The organism is Ilyobacter polytropus DSM 2926, from assembly GCF_000165505.1.
Taxonomy (GTDB): domain Bacteria; phylum Fusobacteriota; class Fusobacteriia; order Fusobacteriales; family Fusobacteriaceae; genus Ilyobacter; species Ilyobacter polytropus.
Genome location: NC_014633.1, coordinates 586,435 through 606,560, shown reverse-complemented (window position 1 = coordinate 606,560; position 20,126 = coordinate 586,435). Strand labels below are relative to the sequence as shown.

Sequence of the window (20,126 nt, the reverse complement as noted above, 5' to 3'; positions counted from 1 at the left end):
AATAATATATATTGTGACCTATAAATTGGACAATAATATGTAAATAAGATATAATGTCCTATAATAAAATTATGGAGTTGGTGATTTATGCTTCAACTATTTAATCATCTTTTAAATAATATAGGATATACAATTACAATAGCGTTTTTTCTTTCAAGGCTAAAGGCTTTCAGGAAAATTATTGAAAAAGAAGCATTTGAAACCAGGGATAAGCTGATACTTTCACTGGTTTTTTCTACAATGGCCATATTAGGAACCTATGTAGGAGTAGATTACAATGGTGCCATAGCAAATACAAGAAATATAGGTGTGGTTGTAGGTGGTGTGTTAGGAGGTCCGGTAGTTGGTATAACTGCAGGGATAATTGCAGGAATACACAGAGTTTTAATTGATATAAATGGTATAACCGCTTTACCTTGCGGACTCGCAACTATTTTAGGTGGAATTTTATCTGGAATGCTATATAAGAATATAGGGGTGAATAACAGAAAAATTTATGGTTTTGTTGCAGGGGTTATTGTGGAAAATATAAGCATGGCCTTTATACTTATTATGTCAAAACCTTTTCATATAGCTCAGGATATTGTAATGAATATATATGTTCCTATGGTTCTTGCAAATGCATTAGGGGTATCTATTGTCATAGCTATTACAGAAAGTATACAGGAGGATAAGGAAAAAATGGCAGGAGAACAGTCTAAACTTGCCATGGAAATAGCCAATAAAACCCTTCCTTTTTTCAGAGAACTTGACAACGATTCGCTAAAAAATGTTTGTCGTGTTATACAGGAATCTTTAGGAGCTAAAGTAGTAATAATAACAGATAAGAAAGATATACTGGCCAATTACAGTGATGACCCTGAGTACCTTTTAACCCATAAAAAGATAATAAGTGAGTCTACAAAAAGGGTTCTAGATTCGGGGAAATTATTGGTTATTGAAAGTACCGATGATGAGACCAAATTTCACTGTGGTCTAAAAGATATTCATTCCGCTATCATAACACCTCTAAAAGAGGATGATAAAGTTGTAGGGGCACTTAAAATATATTATACGGAAAATAGTTCTCTTTCGTCTAGAAACAGGTATCTAGCTGAGGGACTTTCTCAATTAATCTCGACTCAGCTGGAAATAAGCCGTCTTGAAAGATTAAAGGAGATGGCAGCTAAATCAGAACTTCGGGCACTACAAGCTCAGATAAACCCTCATTTTCTCTTTAATGCACTGCATACAGTATCTTCTTTTGTAAGAATGGACCCATCTAAAGCGAGAGAAATAATAATTGACCTTTCAACATATCTGAGATTTAACATTGAAAGTGGCGATAAACTAGTGACTCTTGAAAGAGAACTTGAGCAGGTTAAGGCCTATGTGAACATAGAACGAGCCAGATTTAACGGGAAAATAAATGTTCATTATTTTATAGAGGAAGAGGTAAAAAGACGTAAGATTCCAAGTCTCATAATACAGCCTCTAGTTGAAAATTCCATAAAACACGGGATTTTGAAAAGCACACATTCAGGGAATGTCTGGATCAGTGCTTATAGAGACGGGAAAGACCTCAGGGTTGAGATACAAGATGATGGAGTCGGTATAGATGAGAGGATAATAGAAAGAATAAATTCTGAAGACAAAAAACCCGAACGGATTGGATTATATAATGTTCACAGCAGAATAAAGCTCTTGTATGGTAAGGGGCTCTTGATAGAAAAACTCGAAAAAGGTACAAGAATAAGTTTTCTTGTGAAATCTGGGGAGGAAATATGAAATGTATAATAGTAGATGATGAATATCCTTCAAGAGAGGAATTAAAATATTTTATAGAAAATTTTAGCAGCTTAGAGATTGTTCAAGAGTTTGAAGATCCTTTAGAGGTTCTAAAGTATCTTCAGGAAAACAGTGTGGATATTATATTTTTGGATATAAACATGCCAAATTTAGATGGGATGAGTCTTGGCAAACTTATTTCAAAATTTAACAAAAGACCGGAAATGGTTTTTATAACTGCATATGACCATTATGCAGTAGATGCATTTGATATACAGGCTTTCGATTATATTATGAAACCATATTCAGAAGAAAGAATCGTTAATACCCTAAAGAGACTTGAAAGCAGACCTGTAATAAAATCAGATGAAGTTAAAGAATCTCACCCTCATTCAAAGCTGACAATATGTAAGGGAGATAAAATGCAGGTTTTATCACTAGATGAAGTATATTATTGTGAAGCCTGTGAAAGAGAAACAAAAGTATTCACTGAAAAAGATGTTTATATATCCAAACTTAAAATTTCTGATTTGGAAACCAAGCTCCCTAAAGAAATGTTTTTTAGGTGTCACAGGTCATATATAGTGAATATAGATAAAATATCAGAGATAATCCCATGGTTTAACAGCACTTATAACCTTAAATTCAAGGGTCTCAAAAATGAAGTTCCTGTAAGCCGTGGTAAAGTCAAAGAGTTTAAAGATATAATGAATATAAAATAACTATTCCATAAATGTAAAGAGGTGGGATAAATGAGCAGAGAAAAGATTAATCTCTTCCAGTTGTGGATATTTTTAGTGGTTTTAGCATGGAGTGGAATAAAGCCTTATGATACTTTTACGTGGATGTTAGAGGTAGCTCCGGCAGTCATAGGTCTTATTGTAATAGTGACGACTTATAAAAAATTTCCTCTGACACCACTTGTTTACTGGTTAGTACTTATTCACGCGGTTATTTTAATAATAGGGGGACACTATACCTATGCAAGAGTACCTTTATTTAACTGGTTTAGAGATGTGTTTGAATTGGAGAGAAATAATTATGATAAGCTAGGTCACTTTGTTCAGGGATTCACTCCTGCAATGATAGCAAGAGAAATTTTACTGCGAAAGTCGGTGGTTTCTAAAGGAAGGTGGCTTTTCTTCATTGTTATATCTATCTGCATGGCAATAAGTTCTTTTTATGAACTCTTGGAGTGGTGGGTTGCCCTTGCTACAGGGACTGGATCTAATGAGTTCTTGGGGACACAGGGGTATATCTGGGATACGCAGTCGGATATGTTTTATTGCCTTATAGGTGCTTTTTTATCACTGGTTTTTTTCAGAAGACTTCACGATAAGGAATTGAAAATCATAAATAGTAAATCTGAGAGGGGATGAATCTCCTCTTTTTTTATTGATAAAAATATAGAAATGTCTGTAAATAAAATTTATAAAAATCATAGTATAAATATAAATAGAATATATTACTGGAGAATTTTTTTGGATGAAAATTACTTTTAAATTATTTATAAGATTTTTAGTGTATCAAAATCATGATAAATGACTGCAAAAAGAAGGGTAGAAAACGTAATTTTTTTTATATTTTACTCTGAAAATTTAGATTTCAGAGGGTTTTTATTAAAAATAAAACCGTGTAAACATTGACTTAGATTCAAAGTATTTGTTTTATTAATTTTTAATAAAGAGAATATTGATAATATATAGCAAGATTATAGCATAATATGTTTGCAAATTGAATACTTGTCATAGTATACTCTCTTTGTAGATGAATTAAACACTTAACGCCTATTTTGGTTTTAAATAGAACATTAAACTATAATTCATTGGAAAAACATACTGGTATATATATTATTAATTTAATTTTAATAAAAGATGTGATAGAATGATGAAAAAAAGTTTTAACTTTATCTTATAATAACCATCAACAACTATATTACAAAATTAGCAAGGAGGAGATTTAATGTTAGTTTATGAGTTTAACATGATGCAGACACTTACTTTAGCAGCAATTGTTTTATTGGTAGGGAGAGCCATTAAACACCGAGTTCCATTCTTTGAAAAGTTCTTTATACCGTCACCTGTTATTGGAGGTGTTCTCTATTCGATCATTACTTTGATAGGGCATAGCAGTGGGTCTTTTGAATTTACCTATGACGGGCAGCTTAAAACATTATTCATGGTTGCTTTCTTTACTACTATTGGATTTGCAGCCAGTTTCAAACTTTTAAAAAAGGGTGGAATTCAAGTAGGGATTTTCTTGGGAGTAGCTACTTCACTTGTAATCTTACAAAATGTTGTAGGAGTAAGTCTTGCCAAGGCATTTCATCTTAATCCATTATTAGGACTTGCTGTAGGATCTGTTCCGTTAACTGGAGGACACGGAACTGCAGGAGCATTCGGACCTGTACTTGAAGCAGCAGGAGCACAAGGAGCCATGGCTGTGTCAATAGCGTCTGCCACTTTCGGACTTATTGCCGGATGTGTTATAGGGGGACCTATAGGAAAGAGACTCATGGCAAGACACGGAATCACATCAATTTCTGAAGGAGATTCACAGAAATATGAAGGGGTAGAAAAACCTGAAGAGGAAAAAATTACAGAGAATACGCTAATGAACACAGTTTACCTAATAACGCTATGTATGGGTCTTGGAACAGTTATTTCAATGCTTATTAAAAAAGCTGGAATAGTTCTGCCAATCTACATCGGTCCAATGATAGTAGCTGCTATAGTAAGAAACTTAGCAGACGGGAAATCTATAAACCTGCATCACAAAACTATAGATACTATTGGTAATATTTCTTTATCTCTTTTTCTAGCGATGGCCCTTATGACAATGAGACTATGGGATCTAGCTGCACTTGCAGTACCGTTGATTGTAATGTTACTGGCTCAGACAGCACTTATGGCGGCTTTTGCATACTTTGTAACTTACAAGATCATGGGGAAAGATTATGATGCTGCAGTTATATCTTGTGGACACTGTGGGTTTGGAATGGGAGCAACACCAAATGCAATGGCAAATATGGAATCATTTACTGCTTCTAATTTCCCATCACCAAGAGCTTTCTTTGTACTGCCACTGGTAGGAGCATTGTTTATTGATTTTACAAATGCATCTATAATTACGTTCTTTATAAACATCTTTTCATAAATTGAATTATTGAAGATATAAAATATATATTGCCTATTGAATATTAAATTAGATTGTGTTAGAAAACTAGGGTCAAATAGGCTTCTTGTTTAAGAAGATGTTTGACCTTTAGTTTTTTATTGTTGTTTTGGAATGAAACTATTGAAGGAGTGAAATTTGAATGGCGAAAATCGGGGTTTTTGATTCTGGTGTCGGAGGAATTACCGTAGTAAAAGAGATTAATAAAATTTTGCCTGAAGATACAATAATATATTATGGAGACAACAAAAATTTTCATTATGAAAATTTGAGTGTAGACCAGATAAGAGAGCACTGTATGAAAATTGTGGAATTTTTAGTGCTTAACGGTGTTGATGCAGTTGTTGTAGCGTGCAGCGTAGCTACTGCCGCAGCTCTTGATACATTAAAGTCGAGATTTGCGCATATTCCTATAGTTGGAGTGATAGATACTGGTGCTAAAGTTGGGGTAGAGATGACTTCAAATAATTCTATTGGCATATTTGCAACACCTGCAACCGTTGCTATGGATGCTTATCCAAAGGCTTTGAGAAACATAAACAGGAAGATTTCGGTATTTCAAAAAGGGTGTCCGAAGTTGTGTTATATGATAGAAGATGGTTGGGAGGATACTCTAGAGAATGACGAAGTTGTAAAAGAGTATCTAAGCTATATACCAGAACAAACAGATACGTTATTGTTGGGGTGTACTCATTATCCGCTTATAAGACATGTTATAGCCAGATACTTTAAAGGAACTATAGTAGATTCTGCAAAAGAAACTGCTGATACAGTAAAAAAAGAGCTGTTTTTGAAAGCAGGGAAGTCGAAAAAAAATAAAAACGGAGATCCGGAGTATTATATAAGCGGTGACATAAAAAAGTTTAAAGAAGTCGCAGCTGATTTTCTAGGTGAAGATATCAATAAAGTATATAAGATAGAGTTATAAATTTTGTCGTAAAACTTCAATCGTAGATATCAAAAAAATAATTCTAGAGAAGGTTGCGTTTTTAGGGTATCTTATGACTAATTGATGATATACTAGTTTTTTTACGGATTTTAAAGATCTCATATTTTTAAAAAATGAAGTGAAATATCATGGAAAGATCCGGGAATGTGCCTGGATCTTTTTTTATAGAAGATCTATTTTAGATTAATATATAATTTATATTATTTGATTTTAATACTCAGTCTAGTATACTGATACAGTAAAATAATTTTATTAAGGAGTTGCTTATTATGAAAAAAACTTATCTCTGGTACGACTATGAAACTTTTGGAGCAGACCCTAAAAGAGATAGGATTTCTCAGTTTGCAGGGGTCAGAACGGATATGGATTTTAAAGTGGTAGATGAGATGGTCTATTACTGTAAAGTTGCTGAGGATTATCTTCCAAATCCTGAGGCAAGCATTATAACAGGAATAACACCAAAGGAATCAAATGAAAAAGGAATAACAGAAAATGAACTGGCAGAAATACTCTTTAAAGAGTTTACAAAAGAGGGAACAGTGACAATAGGGTATAACAGTATCAAGTTTGATGATGAAGTAACTAGAAATTTATTTTACAGAACTTTTCGAGATCCCTATGAAAGGGAGTGGAAAAACAACTGTTCGAGATGGGACTTTATGAGAGCTATTTTAGGTGTCTACGTTATGAAGCCAGAACTTCTTAAGTGGCCGCTAAAAGATGACGGCAGGCCATCGTTTAGGCTAGAAGAGCTGAGCATAGCAAATGGGATCATTCATGAAAATGCCCATGATGCGAAATCAGATGTCTATGCTACAATTGGATTGGCAGAACTTATCAGTAAAAAATCTCCAAATGTTTTTGATTATTTTTTCAACCTTAGGGACAAGGATTTTGTAAAATCAGAACTCTCTAAGGACGAATTGTTTTTACATATAGATTTTGGATATGGTTATGACAGAGGCTACGCTTCAATTATTTATAAAATTGGAGATTTTATAAATCAGGGAGATAAAAATGCATTTTTATTTATTGATATTTTAAGTGATGTGGAAAATCTTGAAAAGATGGATTTTGATGAGATAAAGGAATATTTATATTATTCCAATGAAAAGCTTGAAGAGATAGGGATAACTAGACCAGGTTTAAAACAGATAAGAATTAATCAAAGTCCACTTGTTATTCCTTATAATAACCTCAGGGAGAAACCAAAATTTCTGGAAGAAATATCTGTAAATCTGAAATATAAGATGGAAAAAATAAAAAAACTATCAGCTAAAAGAAAAGAAGAGTTTCTGAATGTATTTACGAGAGAAAAAGATAAAGTGAAAATAGATGCAGATTTAGATATATACGGCTCATTTGCCAGTCAATGGGACAAGAAAGAGATGGCAGCCATGCACAGAGAGAATTATCAGTACATACCTAAATTTAAAGATAAAAAATATAAGGAACTTTATTTTAGATTTATAGGAAGGAATATGCCTGAGATTTTGACAGAGGATGAAATGTCAGAATGGAAAAGACACTGTTATAAATGTATAAGTAACGAACGTGAAGGTTTTCAAAATATTGATTCTTTAAAAAATGAAATTTTGGAATTAGAAAAAAAGTATAGAGGAGAAAAAGAAAAAATTAAGATTCTAAAAGATATAAAAATATATGCAGAAAATCTGGAAAAAGAATTGAAAGTGGATCCAATAAAACCTGGAGAGCAACTTAAGATGTTTTGATATTCTGGTCTTTTAAGCTTTAAAATAAGGTTTTTATAAAAAAAGTTGCATTAATCTGTTTTTTTTGATAGAATAATTCCAGTAAAAATTTTAAAAGGAGGTAGAAAATGATGTCTAAAATATCTTCTATAAGAAGAAAAAAAATGATATATTTTATATTTTCTAAATCATTTCACTCTATTTTTAAAGTTTTTTCTACCTATAATATTGATCGTAATATTGTTTCAATTTTGAATTTAAATAAAATGAATTTCACAGGAATAGTAGCTATAAGATAATTCTTATAGTTCCTATTCTTTTTTTTATAAAAATATGGGAGGCTGTCATGAAGAATATAATTTCACTGAGAGATTTAAAAAAAGAGGATATATTAGGGATTTTAGAAGTTGCTGAAAAACTGGAAAAAAATCCAAAGCCTGAACTTTTGAAGGACAAAATCGTATCAACACTTTTCTTTGAGCCTTCTACGAGAACAAGACTTTCATTCTGTTCTGCGGCACAAAGGTTGGGTGCAAGAGTTCTAGGGTTCGATTCTCCAGATGCAACATCACTGAAAAAGGGTGAATCTCTCAAAGATACAGTGAGAATGGCAGAAGCTTATTCTGATGTAATCGTAATGAGACACTATCTAGACGGAGCAGCTAGGCTGGCTGCCGAGGCGACAGTGAGACCTGTTATAAATGCAGGGGACGGATCAAATCAGCATCCAAGTCAGACCCTGCTAGACCTCTATACCATAAAAAAAGAAATGGGCAAGTTAGACAACCTGAAAGTGGCTCTTGTAGGAGACTTGAAATACGGCAGAACCGTCCACTCCCTCACAAAGGCATTATCACATTTTAATGCAGAGCTGTACTTTATAGCACCTGATTCTCTGCAGATGCCTGAATACATACTAGAAGACTTAGATAAAGCAGGAATAAAATATCACATACTTGAAGATTTCAGAGAGGTTTTAAAAGAGATAGACGTCTTTTATATGACAAGGATTCAAGGAGAAAGATTCCCAGATGAAGAAGAATATCAAAAGGTAAAGGGAGTTTACATAATAAACAGAGAAAATATTTTGGGGAAGTGCAAAGAAAATATGATAATAATGCATCCTCTTCCTAGAGTAGATGAAATATCCACTGACCTTGATAATACAAGGCATGCCCTTTATTTCAGGCAGGCTTCAAATGGTGTACCAGTCAGAATGGCAATGCTGGCAATTGTCTTAGGAAGAGATAATCAAATTTAGGGGGGTATTTTGAGGATGGAACTTCAGATAAATGCAATTGAAAACGGAACGGTAATAGATCATATAGACTCAGAGAAAACTCTGGAAATAATGAATCTTTTGGAACTAAATAAAGAACAAGGGACAATAATGGTAGCTTTTAATCTAGAGAGTAAAAAACAGGGAAAAAAAGGGATAATAAAAATAGATGGAAGAATATTGAAAGACGAGGAGATAGAAAAAATATCCATTTTAGCTCCAATGGCATCTATAAATATAATAAAGAATTATAAGGTAGTGGAAAAGAAAATGGTTGAAATTCCAGATATCATCAACGATGTTATAAAATGCCATAATCAAAAATGTGTTACAAATTTTGAAAAAGTACCTACTAAATTCTACAAAGAAGGTAAAAAATACAGATGTGCTTATTGTGAGACAAGTATTAAGAAAAATAATATAATTTTGAAATAATAGAGGAGGCAGCATGTTTTTAGAAGACGGGGTAATCATAGAAAACAAAAATATGGGAGATAACTACTATCTTATGAAAGTAAAGGCGGTAAAATCAGCTGTCGCAGCCAAAGCAGGACAGTTTTACATGATAAAGTGCCATAACGGGATAAGAATATTAGGAAGGCCAATAAGTATACATTATGCAGATCAGGAAAATCATATGCTTGAATTTTATTATGAAGTAATAGGTGAAGGAACTAAGGAATTTACCAATTATAAGATCGGTGAAGAGATTAGATTACAGGGGCCTTTAGGTACAGGCTTTGATACAGAGCTAAAGGGAAAGAAGATTCTCGTAGTAGGTGGAGGAATGGGTATGGCTCCTCTGAAATACTTGGTGGAATCAGTAAAAAATAAGAATACCGTTACAATAATCGCAGCGGGAAGAGACGTCGGTGCAGTGAGAATAGCAGACAACTACCACTTCCCAAAAGAGGATATAGTCTTTGCCACTGATGACGGTACTGTGGGATTGAAGGGAAATGCAGTAGATGCGATGAAAGAACTTCTTTCTAAAGAAAAATATGATATTGTGTATACATGTGGACCTCATAAAATGATGGAGGCAGTTGCCAGGGTAGCGTCAGAACACAATATGAGATGTCAGATATCCCTAGAGGAAAAAATGGCCTGTGGAGTGAAGGCCTGCGTAGGATGCTCTATAAAAACTAAAGAGGGAATGAAAAGAGTTTGTGCAGACGGGCCTGTATTTGAGGCTGAGGTAATTGTGGACGTAAATCCTAAAGAAAATACAGGATGCAGCTGCGGAAAATAATTTTGAGGGGTGAATAATTTTGAATAGATTGAAAACTAATTTTGTAGGTTTGGATTTGAAAAATCCCATAATGACAGCATCAGGATGCTTTGGATTTGGCCTTGAGTATAAAGATTATTTTGATCCTAACGAACTGGGAGCAGTAGTTGTAAAAGGCCTTACATTAGAACCTAGAGACGGAAACTCTGGTACAAGAATAGCTGAAACTCCAGGAGGAATGCTGAACTCTGTAGGGCTTGAAAACCCTGGGATAGATCATTTTGAGAATGTGATAACAAAAGAGATAGATGGGAAGATAACTAGTCCTATTATAACTAACATAAACGGTAGAACCATCGAGGAATATGTGGAGATAGCAAAGAGAGTGGAAAGTATAGAGGCCGTAAAGGCAATAGAGCTAAATATCTCTTGCCCCAATGTAAAAGACGGTGGGATGGCCTTTGGTGCTAGACCTGAAGTGGCAGGGGCAGTGACTAAGGCGGTAAAAGAGGTAACGACTAAGCCAGTAATAGTTAAACTTTCTCCTAATGTTACAGATATAGTAGCGATAGCAAAGATTGTAGAAGAAAACGGGGCAGATGCAGTGGCTCTCATCAACACCCTTTTAGGGATGTCTATCGATATAAAGAAAAAGAAGCCTGTTTTAGGGAATATATTCGGAGGCCTTTCAGGTCCTGCAGTAAAGCCTGTAGCCCTTAGAATGATATATCAGGTTTCACAGGCTGTAAAAATACCGGTACTTGGTATGGGCGGCATAAGCAGTGTAAATGACGCAATAGAATTTTTAATGGCAGGTGCATCTGCAATATCCCTAGGGACAGGAATATTTATGAATCCAATACTTCCTCTAGAGATTAAAGAGGGCCTTGAAAAATACTGCATTGAAAATAATATAGATAACATATCAGAGATTGTAGGAGCAGCACATCCAAATAAATAGTTTGAGTTATCGAAAACAATGAATCATTTAGGGGGAATAAAATGAATGCTAAAGACAGACTTATAGTGGCACTAGACTTTCCGACAATAGAGGAAGCAAAGGGTTTAGTAGAAGTATTGGGAGAATCGGTCTCTGTATATAAGGTAGGACTTGAAATGTTTCTAAATTCCAAAGGAGAAGCCGTAGATTATCTCAGTTCTCTTGGAAAAAAGGTTTTTTTAGATCTTAAATTTCACGATATACCGAATACAACTATGATGGCGTCTGTCTTTGCAGCAAAACAGAATGTCTTTATGTTTAATGTTCATGCTGCAGGTGGTCGAAAGATGATGAAGAGTGTTTCTGAAGAGGTCAAGAAGATAAATCCAGATGCTTTAGCCATTGCTGTAACTGTCCTCACAAGTTTCTCTGATGACGAGATAAAAGAACTTTATCAGACAGAGCATTCTATTAAAGAACTTGCGATGCACTGGGCAAAGGTAACCAAAGAAAGCGGAATGGACGGAGTTGTCTGCTCTCCTTGGGAAGCATCGGCTATAAAAGAAAAATGCGGAAAAGACTTTAAGACTATCTGCCCAGGTGTAAGACCCAAATGGGCTGCGGCAAATGATCAGCAGAGGATCATGACTCCTAAAGATGCCATATTAAAGGGGTGTGACTATCTGGTGGTAGGAAGACCTATAACCAAGGCTGATGATCCTGTAAATGCTGCTGAACTTGTCTTAGGTGAGATAAAAGAAGGTCTGGCAGAGGCGAAGGTATGCTGATAAAAAACGCCAGGCTGGTACTGGAAAACGGAGAAGAGACTCTGAGAGATATACTGGTATCAAAGGGTAAAATAGCAGAGATATCCAAGGAGATAAGTATAGAGGATGCTATAAAAAAAGTATTTAAGACTGATACTCACCTTGTAAGAATGGACTACCTAGACCTTGAGGGAAGATACCTCATCCCTGGAGTAGTGGATCCTCATGTTCATATGAGGGATCCAGGTCTGACTCATAAAGAAAGTGCGACTACTGGATCTATGGCTTGTGCTAAGGGCGGGGTTACTACCTTTTTAGATATGCCTAACACTATTCCTGCTACAATAACTGAAGAAATCCTTGATGACAAAAGAGATATATTTAAAAATAAAACTTATGTAGATTATGGTTTTCATTTTGGTGCAGCAGGAGACAACAACAGTCAAGAAATAAAAAATGTAAAAAATACAGCTTCAACAAAGGTATTTTTGAATATTTCTACTGGTAAGATGATGGTTGAAAATGATGAAATCTTAAATGAAATTTTTTCATCGTCTGAAATAGTAAGTGTCCATGCAGAGGAAGAGATGGTAAAAAAAGCCATTTCTCTTTCTAAGAAAAATAAAAATAGACTTTATCTCTGCCATCTGTCTTTAGTAGAAGAGGTAGAGGAGTTGAAGAAAGCAAAAGAGGAAGGAATGAAAGTATACGGAGAAGTAACTCCTCATCATCTTTTTCTGAATACCAACAACAGGGATGAAAACGAACAAAACAGTAAGTTGCTTATAATGAAACCTGAGCTTAAAAGGGATAAAGACAACGAAAAGCTGTGGGATGCCCTTAATAACGGAATAATTGATACAGTGGGAACCGATCATGCTCCTCACCTTCTGTCTGAAAAAATGGAAAAGACGACCTTTGGAATTCCAGGAGTAGAACATTCTTTGGAGATAATGTTGAAAGGCATAAAGGAAGGTAAGATAAGCATGAAAAGGCTTATAGAGGTTATGAGCAAAAATCCTGCTGAAATCTTTAATATAAAAAACAAAGGTAAAATAAAAGTCGGCTATGATGCAGACTTTGTAGAGATAGACATGAATCAAGAGAGAGTTATAAAAAGAGAAGAAGTCATCTCTAAGTGTGGGTGGAGTCCGTATGAAGGAATTAAAACAGGAGGGACTGTGCTGACAACTATTGTCAGAGGCGAGATAGTATATAAAAATGGAAATTTTAAAAATAAAATCGGAAGGGAAGTGGAGTTTAATGGATAGAGCAAAACAAGTAGCGAAAGTACTTTTAGATACAGAGGCAGTGAGGTTAAATGTAAAGGAGCCTTTCACTTATGTATCTGGAATCAAGAGTCCTATTTATTGTGACAACAGAAAAGTGATAGGCTATCCAGAAGGGAGAAAAATAGTTGTAGAAGGTTTTGTAGAACTTCTCCAAAATAAAAAATATGATGTAGTTGCAGGTACTGCTACAGCGGGAATACCTTGGGCAGCATTTATTGCTGAAAAGCTAGATATACCTATGTCATACATAAGATCAAAGAAAAAAGAGCATGGAGCAGGGAAACAGATAGAAGGAGCTGACTTAAAAGGGAAAAGAGTAATAGTTATAGAAGATCTAATCTCTACCGGTGGAAGTTCTATAAAAGCTGTGGAGGCAGCTAGAGAAGCTGGGGCAGCTCATGTGGAAGTGCTTGCAATATTTTCTTATGAGTTTGAAAAAGCTGCTAAGAGTTTTGAAGATGCAAAATGTGAATGTCAAACAATATCAAGCTTTTCAACTCTCATAAATCTTGCAGAAAATGATAACTACCTAAACTCAGAAGAAGCTGAAATAGCTATGAAATGGAATAAAAATCCCAATGAATGGGGTAGATAATTGAAGGGAATAGAGATTGATTGTTTAAAAATCGTTGACAAATGGACAAAATTACTATATGATTAGTACTAATAAAAGCTATTTACAGGAGAAATAATATGACTTTTAATAGATTTGAATATAAATTTTTTCTCATTATCATACTGATTTGCTCTCAGGTTTAAACTTTGTAAAAACGAAAGTTTTTTACATAGAAGTTTGAGCCCTGTTTTGATCCTCATAAAAAAGGCTTGAGCTGAGAGTTAACAATGAATCAAAACAAGCTTGAGCCATCTGGTTTAAGCTTTTTTTTTTAGGGAGATAACAGAGGGCGTTTGTCATTCGTTCTGGTAAATTAAATAGCATTTGATATTACAGAAAAGTTTAGCATCAAAGATTTAGTTAAATACGGGGGTGGGAGATACAGATGAGTTATAAAAGCTTTTTAAAAGGGTCGAGAATTGTGCTAGAGGTTTTGAAAAGAATGGGTGTAAAGGATATATTTGGTTATCCTGGAGGAGCAGTTATTCCAATTTATGATGCTTTTTATGATTTTGAAGGTATAAAACATTATCTGGCAAGGCATGAGCAGGGTGCGACTCATGCTGCAGATGGTTATGCAAGAACTACTGGCAAAACAGGAGTGTGTATTGCAACTTCTGGGCCTGGAGCTACAAACACAGTCACAGGAATAATGACTGCATATATGGATTCAGTTCCTCTTTTGGTAATAACAGGACAAGTTCCTACAAGTTTTCTCGGAAGAGATTCTTTTCAGGAATCTGATATACTGGGAATAACTTCACCTATTACAAAACATAATTATCTTGTAAAAGATATAGAAGAGCTTCCTGGGATTCTGAAAGAGGCCTATGCACTGACAAAAAAGGGAAGACCGGGACCTGTACTTGTTGACATTCCAAAAGATATACAGATGCAGGAGATCTCAATGGAAAGGTTTGAAGAATTATTTTCAATTCACTGTGAATACGTTGGAAATAAATATCCCAAAAAATATACATCAAAAGAGATAAATTCTGCTGTGAATCTTATAAAAAATGCAAATCATCCTGTATTTATAATAGGCGGCGGTGTCATGAATGCAGGAGCGGCAGAAGAAACTCAAAAGCTGCTGTCAAAAATAAATGCACCTAGTGTAGCTACTCTAATGGGTCTTGGGGGAGTTCCACATAATTTTCCTGGACATATGGGGATGATAGGTATGCACGGGAAGGTATGGGCTAATAGGTGTGTAAATGAGGCGGATTTAGTAATTTCCCTTGGTATGAGATTTGATGACAGAATAGTTGGGGATCCAGAAAAATTTGCACCTCACGCAAAAAAAATACATGTGGATATAGATGCTGCAGAAATAAATAAAAATGTTAAGATAGACCTTCCACTAATAGGAGATGCCAAGGATGTATTAGAGGACCTTCTTAATGCAGGTATAGAGGCTGACTTTTCCGATTGGATGGAAAAGTGTGAGTCTTATATACTAGATGAGGATTCACTAGGAGACTGTCTAAATCAGGTCAGTACCATCAAGTATCTAGGAGATATTTTACCAGATACAAGTATAGTGGTTACTGATGTTGGACAGCACCAGATGTTTACAGCTCAGCATTTTAAATTTAAACAACCTCTTTCATTTTGTACATCTGGGGGTGCTGGGACTATGGGATACGGACTTCCTGCAGCTATAGGAGCACAGGTGGGGAATCCTGACAAAAGGGTAATCTCTATAATAGGAGACGGTGGATTTCAGATGAATCAGCAAGAACTTATTATGTTGAGGCAGTATAATCTTCCTGTAAAGATTTTTATACTTAACAACGGAACATTGGGAATGGTTAGACAATGGCAGGAACTTTTTAATCAAAAGAGATATTCAGAAGTAATTCTGGATGTAAATCCTGATTTTGTAAAACTTGCAGAGGCAAATGGCTTAAGAGGAGTAAGGGTAAATAGTGTAGAGGAACTAAAGCAGATTGAAGGGATGATAAATGATGACCAGCCTCTTCTTGTGGACGTGGTAGTTCCTAGAGATTGCAATGTATATCCGATAATACCAGCAGGTAAGTCTTTTTCAGAAACGATAATAGGGGAGTGAATGGGATGAAATACAGGGAAATACTTATAATAATGAACAATAAACCAGGGGTTTTAAGTAAAATATCGGGATTGTTTCAAAAGAGGGGAATCAATATAGAGACAATCACAGCAGGGGAAAGTTATCCTGCGGATCTTGTAAGAATGACAGTGTGTGGAAACTGGGATGAGTATACAGTCCATCAAATAATGGCTCAGGCAGAAAAACTTTTTGATGTGAGATTTGTAAAAGAGTTTGACGATAAAAAGAGTGTTGACAGGGAACTGGCTCTTATTAAACTGAAGGCTGACGATTCTAGAAGAGCTGAAATAATGCAGGTAACTACAATATATAGGGGAAATATTGTAGATGTTGGAAGAGAGAGCCTTATAATAGAGATTACAGGTGGGAAAGATAAAATCGCAGGTTTTCTTGACTATGTAGAAACTTTTGGAATTTTAGAAGTTGCAAGAACAGGTGTAACTAGCATGACAAGAGGAAGTGAAATGTAATTTTATATAAAAAATCACGGCAGTCTTAACATAGACTACGTGATTTTTTTATTTGTAGTGTTTTTTTTTGAAATAAAAATTGAAAACTCGCTTTCTCACGATGGGTATTTTTTTGAAGTTTATCCGTGGGTGTTTACTTGTTATCGATCTAAAAAAAATATAGGTATATGTAGTAAAAGGAAGGGGAAAAAAAACCATAATATAGGGGACAATAGATTTTTTTCTAAGCTTCTGTGCCTTGAATTTTTTTGTTCCCATCTTTCCAAGCCATATATTCTGACTAAGAGCCCCTATACCCCCAACTAGAACAATGGCAATAGACAAAATTAATGTGGAATCAGTTATTATTATAAGTATTCTCTTTAAATTCATATGTCCACACCTCTTATCGGTATAGTTTTTTTTGAAAATATATTAAAGTTATTTACTAACAATTGTTAAAATTCCTTTTATATATAATGATCAATAAAAAAATTATTTCTCTATATTCAGATTTTTTCTTTTTTTAAATTGCTTTTCTGCCCATTTCATCCAGTGGGGCCTCGCAATGAGACCTCGTCCTATAGCCACAAAATCCAAATAGTTATTTTCGATAAGCCAACTGGCATCTTTTTCTGTCTTTACTTTCCGAACCCCTATAACAGGTATATTTACATGTTTTTTTATCTCAGTTCCCAGATAAATAACCCAGTCAAGAGGAAATTCTTCTGGAATATCAATTTTGATTTCAGAATTATAGTCAGGATCAGGTACTCCACTGGAAACATGAAGGAGACCCACCCCTATACTCTCTAGATAACGCGCTATCTCGACACCGTCCTCAAGGTGAGGCTCATTGCCACCCATTCGGTAACCTAGAATAAAGTTGTCGTCAAAAAGGTATTTGGTACGCTCTATGAGCTCTTTGTTAAAATACATTCTTTTTTCGAAATTTCCCCCGTATTTATCTTCCCGAGTATTCCAAAGACGTGAATTTAACTGTGAGAGAAGGTAGGTGTGTGCCCCGTGAATCTCAACTCCGTCAAAACCGCATTTTTTTGCCCTATGAAAGGCTTCTACAAACTGGTCTAGTATTTTATCGAGGACTTTCTCATCGACAGTTGCTATCTCTTCCTTAAAACCTGCATGGTGGATCTGTATTATAGCAGGAACATTCCATTTGTGGCAGACTTTGGAGATTTCAGAAAGTCCTAGAATAAAACTGTCGTCCCATATCCCAATCTGATTTGGACGGAGCTTTCCATCAGAAGCCACACAGGAGGCTTCAACGATTACAAGTCCTACACCATTTCTAGCTACGTCTTCATACCAGTTTACGAGCTCTTTGGTAACAAGTCCGTCTTTTTTAACCAGAGAAAACCGTACCATAGGGGGAAGTACAATTCTGTTTTTTATATCTATATTTTTTATTTTATAAGGTGAAAAAATTGTATTCATGTGCCCTCCGATATTAATTGAAAACTTAATTTTAAATATATTCTAAGATTTTATCAAAAGACCGATAAAAAAACTAGAAAAACAATAGCTATTAAGAAAAAAATCAGTCAATTATTTAAAATTTTTTCATTTTATAGATTGTTTATAAAGAAAATATAACTTTATTTCTACCAGTATCTTTTGCCTTATACATATTTTCATCTGCTCGTTTTATTGTGCTGTCTATCTCTTCCCCAACCCTGTAAAAAGTTGCTCCAAAACTTGCTGTAAGTTTAATATCTATATTATCAAATATCATAGATTCACAATTTTTTCGTAGTTTCTCAGAAATATTAGTCAGGCAATTATCCGTGCCGCACTGAACAATAATGCAGAACTCCTCTCCTCCAATTCTTGCAATTATATCCTCCTTTCTGAGGCTTTCTTTTAGCATTTGTGAGAATTTAATTAAGACCAAATCCCCTGTATCGTGGCCGTAAGTGTCATTAATAGTCTTAAAAAAATCTATATCAGCAAAAATAATACCGATATTGAGACAATCTTTTCTTTTTTTCAATGATACAAGTTCTTCTAAACGTTCAAAAAAATGTTTTCTGTTATAAAGATCAGTTAGAAAATCAGTATTTAATAATTTTGTTATTTTCTCGTTGGCCAACTTCAACTGAAAATTTTTTTTTGACAATTCCCTTGTGAGATTAGACATTTCTATATTCATTTTGGAAATTTCATCTATTATTTGTGACTCATTTATCATAAAATTTTTAAAAATTATAACTGTCTCATCAATTTTTTTTATTAGTGTTCCCTGAAGATGTGTTACTGACCCTGATTTAGATCTATAACTTGCGCTGATCTCCTTTATGACATGGTTTTCGTCAATCGATTTTTCAGAATAAACTTCCAATTTTCCGACGGTCTTTTCAAAAAAACTATTATATATATGTTCAGATTCGTCAATTAATTTTTCAAAAGCCTTGTTATACTGATCTATTCGAAGATCTTTTGTCAGTGTAATTATAGGATTATTGGTCTTTTCAGTTAGATAATCCAATAAAATTTTGCTGTTATTTATATTTAGATTCATTTTTATCCCTCCACCACAATCTTGAGGTTTCTAGAGTTTCACTTATGCTAGTTGAAATTTTGTCTGCACCGATTTTTTTATGACTATCTCCGCCAAATGTAAATGCATATCCACCTACTAAAATTTTCAAGTCATTAAAATCTGACTGGGATCTTATATTTGAGATTAAATTTTTAACATTATCTAGATTAAATGCCATAGTAACGGATATGCCAAGAAAATCAGGTTTTTCTTCTCTTATTAGTTTTATTAGTTCTTCATTTGGGGTATTGGCTCCAAGATATAAAATGTTCCACCCGTCTAATTCAAGTATGTCGGCTATTATCCTTGCTCCAACTTCGTGAAGTTCATTTGCAGATGATGTGATTATAGCCTTTCCCTTGTTGGCTTGGATCAAAATAAAATTCATATATAAATATGACATTATTCTCATTACTATAGACGTGGCAAGATGCTCCTGAGCGACAGATATCTGACCCTTTTCCCATAATAAACCGATTTCATACATAGAATATGTTATAACTTTTGTATAAAAATTTTCAAGAGATTTTCTGTCATGTACGATAGATTTTGAAAACTGCAATGCCTCAGTGGAGTCTCCTTTGATTAGAAGGTTAAAAAATTTATTTTTAATATTTTCCCATTGAGAATCAAAAGGAAAGGGGATTTCATCTACTATATTTTTATTATCTTCTTCTATAAATTTTACAACAGATTTCATCCATTGGTATATTTTAATTATATCTGAAGAATAATTCGGATCTATTGTATCGTTTATAACCTTTATCCAAGCATCTAACTCTTTTTGAAAATATTCACTTTTAAATCCTCTGCTGATATAGCTGTTTAATACCCACTTCAGTGTATTATTCAGAAGTTCATAATCGTTTAATTTGAAAATATTTGCCATAAACTTAGAATGATGAATATGATTCTCATACATGACTGACAATGGGTTATCTCCGATTAAATTTTCACTCGAATTGATATTTCTCATTATAAAGTTTACAGATTCAGTCATTTCCGGTATATATTTCTCGTATTCTATAGCAGAAGCGTAAGAAACAGCTTCTCCTTTCGGAACTGAGTATGGGTTTTTCATAAAGACCTCCAGTTTTAATAATTTAGCTATACTTAATAAAATATACATTTTATATAGAAATTGAGCAATACAAAACTATATTTTAGTTAAATTTTCTTATTTGTATTTGATATATTATTTTAACATAAAAACACAATCTTTTAAAAGGTCCTATAATTTATTAATATTTAATTTATTTTAAAAAATAAAAATAATAAATACTAAGAAGATTCAG

General features: G+C 34.2%; 20 protein-coding genes. 16 read left to right on the top strand and 4 right to left on the bottom strand.

The genetic code is table 11. The features are described 5' to 3' along the window. Positions 1 to 87 precede the first annotated feature (87 nt). From ILYOP_RS12765 to ilvN, 16 genes are all read left to right on the top strand, one after another. Entirely contained in the window at positions 88 to 1,767 is a 1,680-nt protein-coding gene (locus tag ILYOP_RS12765; RefSeq protein ID WP_013388916.1) for a LytS/YhcK type 5TM receptor domain-containing protein, read from the top strand. Continuing rightward, positions 1,764 to 2,489 carry a LytR/AlgR family response regulator transcription factor gene (locus ILYOP_RS12760; protein WP_013388915.1) on the top strand — a complete coding sequence of 242 codons (726 nt, stop codon included), beginning with the start codon at positions 1,764 to 1,766 and terminating at the stop codon, positions 2,487 to 2,489. Before ILYOP_RS12765 ends, ILYOP_RS12760 begins: the two co-directional genes overlap by 4 nt. Before the next feature lie 30 nt (positions 2,490 to 2,519). Continuing rightward, positions 2,520 to 3,146: a DUF2238 domain-containing protein gene (locus ILYOP_RS12755; RefSeq protein ID WP_013388914.1), complete on the top strand. Its 627-nt coding sequence runs from the start codon at positions 2,520 to 2,522 to the stop codon at positions 3,144 to 3,146. 583 nt (positions 3,147 to 3,729) lie between these two features. Beyond that, complete coding sequence (gene gltS / locus ILYOP_RS12750; RefSeq protein WP_013388913.1) at positions 3,730 to 4,923, top strand: sodium/glutamate symporter; 1,194 nt, start codon at positions 3,730 to 3,732, stop codon at positions 4,921 to 4,923. A 160-nt stretch (positions 4,924 to 5,083) separates the two neighbouring features. Beyond that, positions 5,084 to 5,869, top strand: a complete 786-nt coding sequence (murI, locus tag ILYOP_RS12745) for a glutamate racemase (protein WP_013388912.1) — start codon at positions 5,084 to 5,086, stop codon at positions 5,867 to 5,869. Between the two features lie 290 nt (positions 5,870 to 6,159). Beyond that, the gene (sbcB, locus tag ILYOP_RS12740) at positions 6,160 to 7,623 is read left to right on the top strand and encodes an exodeoxyribonuclease I (RefSeq protein WP_013388911.1); all 1,464 of its coding nucleotides are present in this window, start codon (positions 6,160 to 6,162) and stop codon (positions 7,621 to 7,623) included. Between the two features lie 107 nt (positions 7,624 to 7,730). Continuing rightward, entirely contained in the window at positions 7,731 to 7,901 is a 171-nt protein-coding gene (locus ILYOP_RS15890; RefSeq protein ID WP_013388910.1) for a hypothetical protein, read from the top strand. A gap of 47 nt (positions 7,902 to 7,948) precedes the next feature. Further along, the gene (pyrB, locus tag ILYOP_RS12735) at positions 7,949 to 8,863 is read left to right on the top strand and encodes an aspartate carbamoyltransferase (RefSeq protein WP_013388909.1); all 915 of its coding nucleotides are present in this window, start codon (positions 7,949 to 7,951) and stop codon (positions 8,861 to 8,863) included. 15 nt (positions 8,864 to 8,878) lie between these two features. Next, positions 8,879 to 9,316 carry an aspartate carbamoyltransferase regulatory subunit gene (pyrI, locus tag ILYOP_RS12730; protein WP_013388908.1) on the top strand — a complete coding sequence of 146 codons (438 nt, stop codon included), beginning with the start codon at positions 8,879 to 8,881 and terminating at the stop codon, positions 9,314 to 9,316. A 13-nt stretch (positions 9,317 to 9,329) separates the two neighbouring features. Further along, the gene (locus ILYOP_RS12725) at positions 9,330 to 10,133 is read left to right on the top strand and encodes a dihydroorotate dehydrogenase electron transfer subunit (protein ID WP_013388907.1); all 804 of its coding nucleotides are present in this window, start codon (positions 9,330 to 9,332) and stop codon (positions 10,131 to 10,133) included. 19 nt (positions 10,134 to 10,152) lie between these two features. Continuing rightward, the gene (locus ILYOP_RS12720; protein WP_013388906.1) at positions 10,153 to 11,073 is read left to right on the top strand and encodes a dihydroorotate dehydrogenase; all 921 of its coding nucleotides are present in this window, start codon (positions 10,153 to 10,155) and stop codon (positions 11,071 to 11,073) included. Positions 11,074 to 11,114: 41 nt separating this feature from the next. Further along, positions 11,115 to 11,840: an orotidine-5'-phosphate decarboxylase gene (gene pyrF, locus ILYOP_RS12715; protein WP_013388905.1), complete on the top strand. Its 726-nt coding sequence runs from the start codon at positions 11,115 to 11,117 to the stop codon at positions 11,838 to 11,840. Continuing rightward, a complete protein-coding gene (locus ILYOP_RS12710; RefSeq protein ID WP_013388904.1) occupies positions 11,834 to 13,090 on the top strand; it encodes a dihydroorotase in 1,257 nt (418 codons plus the stop codon). Before pyrF ends, ILYOP_RS12710 begins: the two co-directional genes overlap by 7 nt. Then, complete coding sequence (gene pyrE, locus ILYOP_RS12705) at positions 13,083 to 13,706, top strand: orotate phosphoribosyltransferase (RefSeq protein ID WP_013388903.1); 624 nt, start codon at positions 13,083 to 13,085, stop codon at positions 13,704 to 13,706. The genes ILYOP_RS12710 and pyrE overlap by 8 nt, the downstream gene beginning before the upstream one ends. A gap of 406 nt (positions 13,707 to 14,112) precedes the next feature. Beyond that, the gene (ilvB, locus tag ILYOP_RS12700) at positions 14,113 to 15,798 is read left to right on the top strand and encodes a biosynthetic-type acetolactate synthase large subunit (RefSeq protein ID WP_013388902.1); all 1,686 of its coding nucleotides are present in this window, start codon (positions 14,113 to 14,115) and stop codon (positions 15,796 to 15,798) included. A gap of 5 nt (positions 15,799 to 15,803) precedes the next feature. Next, on the top strand, positions 15,804 to 16,289 hold the full coding sequence (gene ilvN, locus ILYOP_RS12695; RefSeq protein WP_013388901.1) for an acetolactate synthase small subunit: 486 nt from the start codon (positions 15,804 to 15,806) through the stop codon (positions 16,287 to 16,289). 48 nt (positions 16,290 to 16,337) lie between these two features. Here ilvN and ILYOP_RS12690 read toward each other — a convergent pair whose 3' ends face one another. From ILYOP_RS12690 to ILYOP_RS12675, 4 genes are all read right to left on the bottom strand, one after another. Then, positions 16,338 to 16,661 carry a hypothetical protein gene (locus ILYOP_RS12690; RefSeq protein ID WP_013388900.1) on the bottom strand — a complete coding sequence of 108 codons (324 nt, stop codon included), beginning with the start codon at positions 16,659 to 16,661 and terminating at the stop codon, positions 16,338 to 16,340. Between the two features lie 102 nt (positions 16,662 to 16,763). Continuing rightward, entirely contained in the window at positions 16,764 to 17,726 is a 963-nt protein-coding gene (locus tag ILYOP_RS12685) for an NADH:flavin oxidoreductase (RefSeq protein WP_013388899.1), read from the bottom strand. A gap of 142 nt (positions 17,727 to 17,868) precedes the next feature. Next, positions 17,869 to 18,810: a GGDEF domain-containing protein gene (locus ILYOP_RS15340; protein WP_013388898.1), complete on the bottom strand. Its 942-nt coding sequence runs from the start codon at positions 18,808 to 18,810 to the stop codon at positions 17,869 to 17,871. After that, complete coding sequence (locus ILYOP_RS12675; RefSeq protein ID WP_013388897.1) at positions 18,791 to 19,912, bottom strand: cobalamin B12-binding domain-containing protein; 1,122 nt, start codon at positions 19,910 to 19,912, stop codon at positions 18,791 to 18,793. Before ILYOP_RS12675 ends, ILYOP_RS15340 begins: the two co-directional genes overlap by 20 nt. Between the last annotated feature and the right edge of the window lie 214 nt (positions 19,913 to 20,126).

Excerpts from the sequence above, each read along its gene's own strand:
- ILYOP_RS12675 (WP_013388897.1), bottom strand. The coding sequence starts at position 19,912 with ATGAAAAACCCATACTCAGTTCCGAAAGGAGAAGCTGTTTCTTACGCT.
- ILYOP_RS12685 (WP_013388899.1), bottom strand. The coding sequence starts at position 17,726 with ATGAATACAATTTTTTCACCTTATAAAATAAAAAATATAGATATAAAA.
- gltS (WP_013388913.1), top strand. The coding sequence starts at position 3,730 with ATGTTAGTTTATGAGTTTAACATGATGCAGACACTTACTTTAGCAGCA.
- ILYOP_RS15890 (WP_013388910.1), top strand. The coding sequence starts at position 7,731 with ATGATGTCTAAAATATCTTCTATAAGAAGAAAAAAAATGATATATTTT.
- murI (WP_013388912.1), top strand. The coding sequence starts at position 5,084 with ATGGCGAAAATCGGGGTTTTTGATTCTGGTGTCGGAGGAATTACCGTA.
- ilvN (WP_013388901.1), top strand. The coding sequence starts at position 15,804 with ATGAAATACAGGGAAATACTTATAATAATGAACAATAAACCAGGGGTT.
- ILYOP_RS12725 (WP_013388907.1), top strand. The coding sequence starts at position 9,330 with ATGTTTTTAGAAGACGGGGTAATCATAGAAAACAAAAATATGGGAGAT.
- ILYOP_RS12710 (WP_013388904.1), top strand. The coding sequence starts at position 11,834 with ATGCTGATAAAAAACGCCAGGCTGGTACTGGAAAACGGAGAAGAGACT.
- pyrB (WP_013388909.1), top strand. The coding sequence starts at position 7,949 with ATGAAGAATATAATTTCACTGAGAGATTTAAAAAAAGAGGATATATTA.
- sbcB (WP_013388911.1), top strand. The coding sequence starts at position 6,160 with ATGAAAAAAACTTATCTCTGGTACGACTATGAAACTTTTGGAGCAGAC.
- ILYOP_RS12765 (WP_013388916.1), top strand. The coding sequence starts at position 88 with ATGCTTCAACTATTTAATCATCTTTTAAATAATATAGGATATACAATT.
- pyrI (WP_013388908.1), top strand. The coding sequence starts at position 8,879 with ATGGAACTTCAGATAAATGCAATTGAAAACGGAACGGTAATAGATCAT.
- ilvB (WP_013388902.1), top strand. The coding sequence starts at position 14,113 with ATGAGTTATAAAAGCTTTTTAAAAGGGTCGAGAATTGTGCTAGAGGTT.
- pyrF (WP_013388905.1), top strand. The coding sequence starts at position 11,115 with ATGAATGCTAAAGACAGACTTATAGTGGCACTAGACTTTCCGACAATA.
- ILYOP_RS12760 (WP_013388915.1), top strand. The coding sequence starts at position 1,764 with ATGAAATGTATAATAGTAGATGATGAATATCCTTCAAGAGAGGAATTA.
- ILYOP_RS15340 (WP_013388898.1), bottom strand. The coding sequence starts at position 18,810 with ATGAATCTAAATATAAATAACAGCAAAATTTTATTGGATTATCTAACT.
- ILYOP_RS12690 (WP_013388900.1), bottom strand. The coding sequence starts at position 16,661 with ATGAATTTAAAGAGAATACTTATAATAATAACTGATTCCACATTAATT.
- pyrE (WP_013388903.1), top strand. The coding sequence starts at position 13,083 with ATGGATAGAGCAAAACAAGTAGCGAAAGTACTTTTAGATACAGAGGCA.
- ILYOP_RS12755 (WP_013388914.1), top strand. The coding sequence starts at position 2,520 with ATGAGCAGAGAAAAGATTAATCTCTTCCAGTTGTGGATATTTTTAGTG.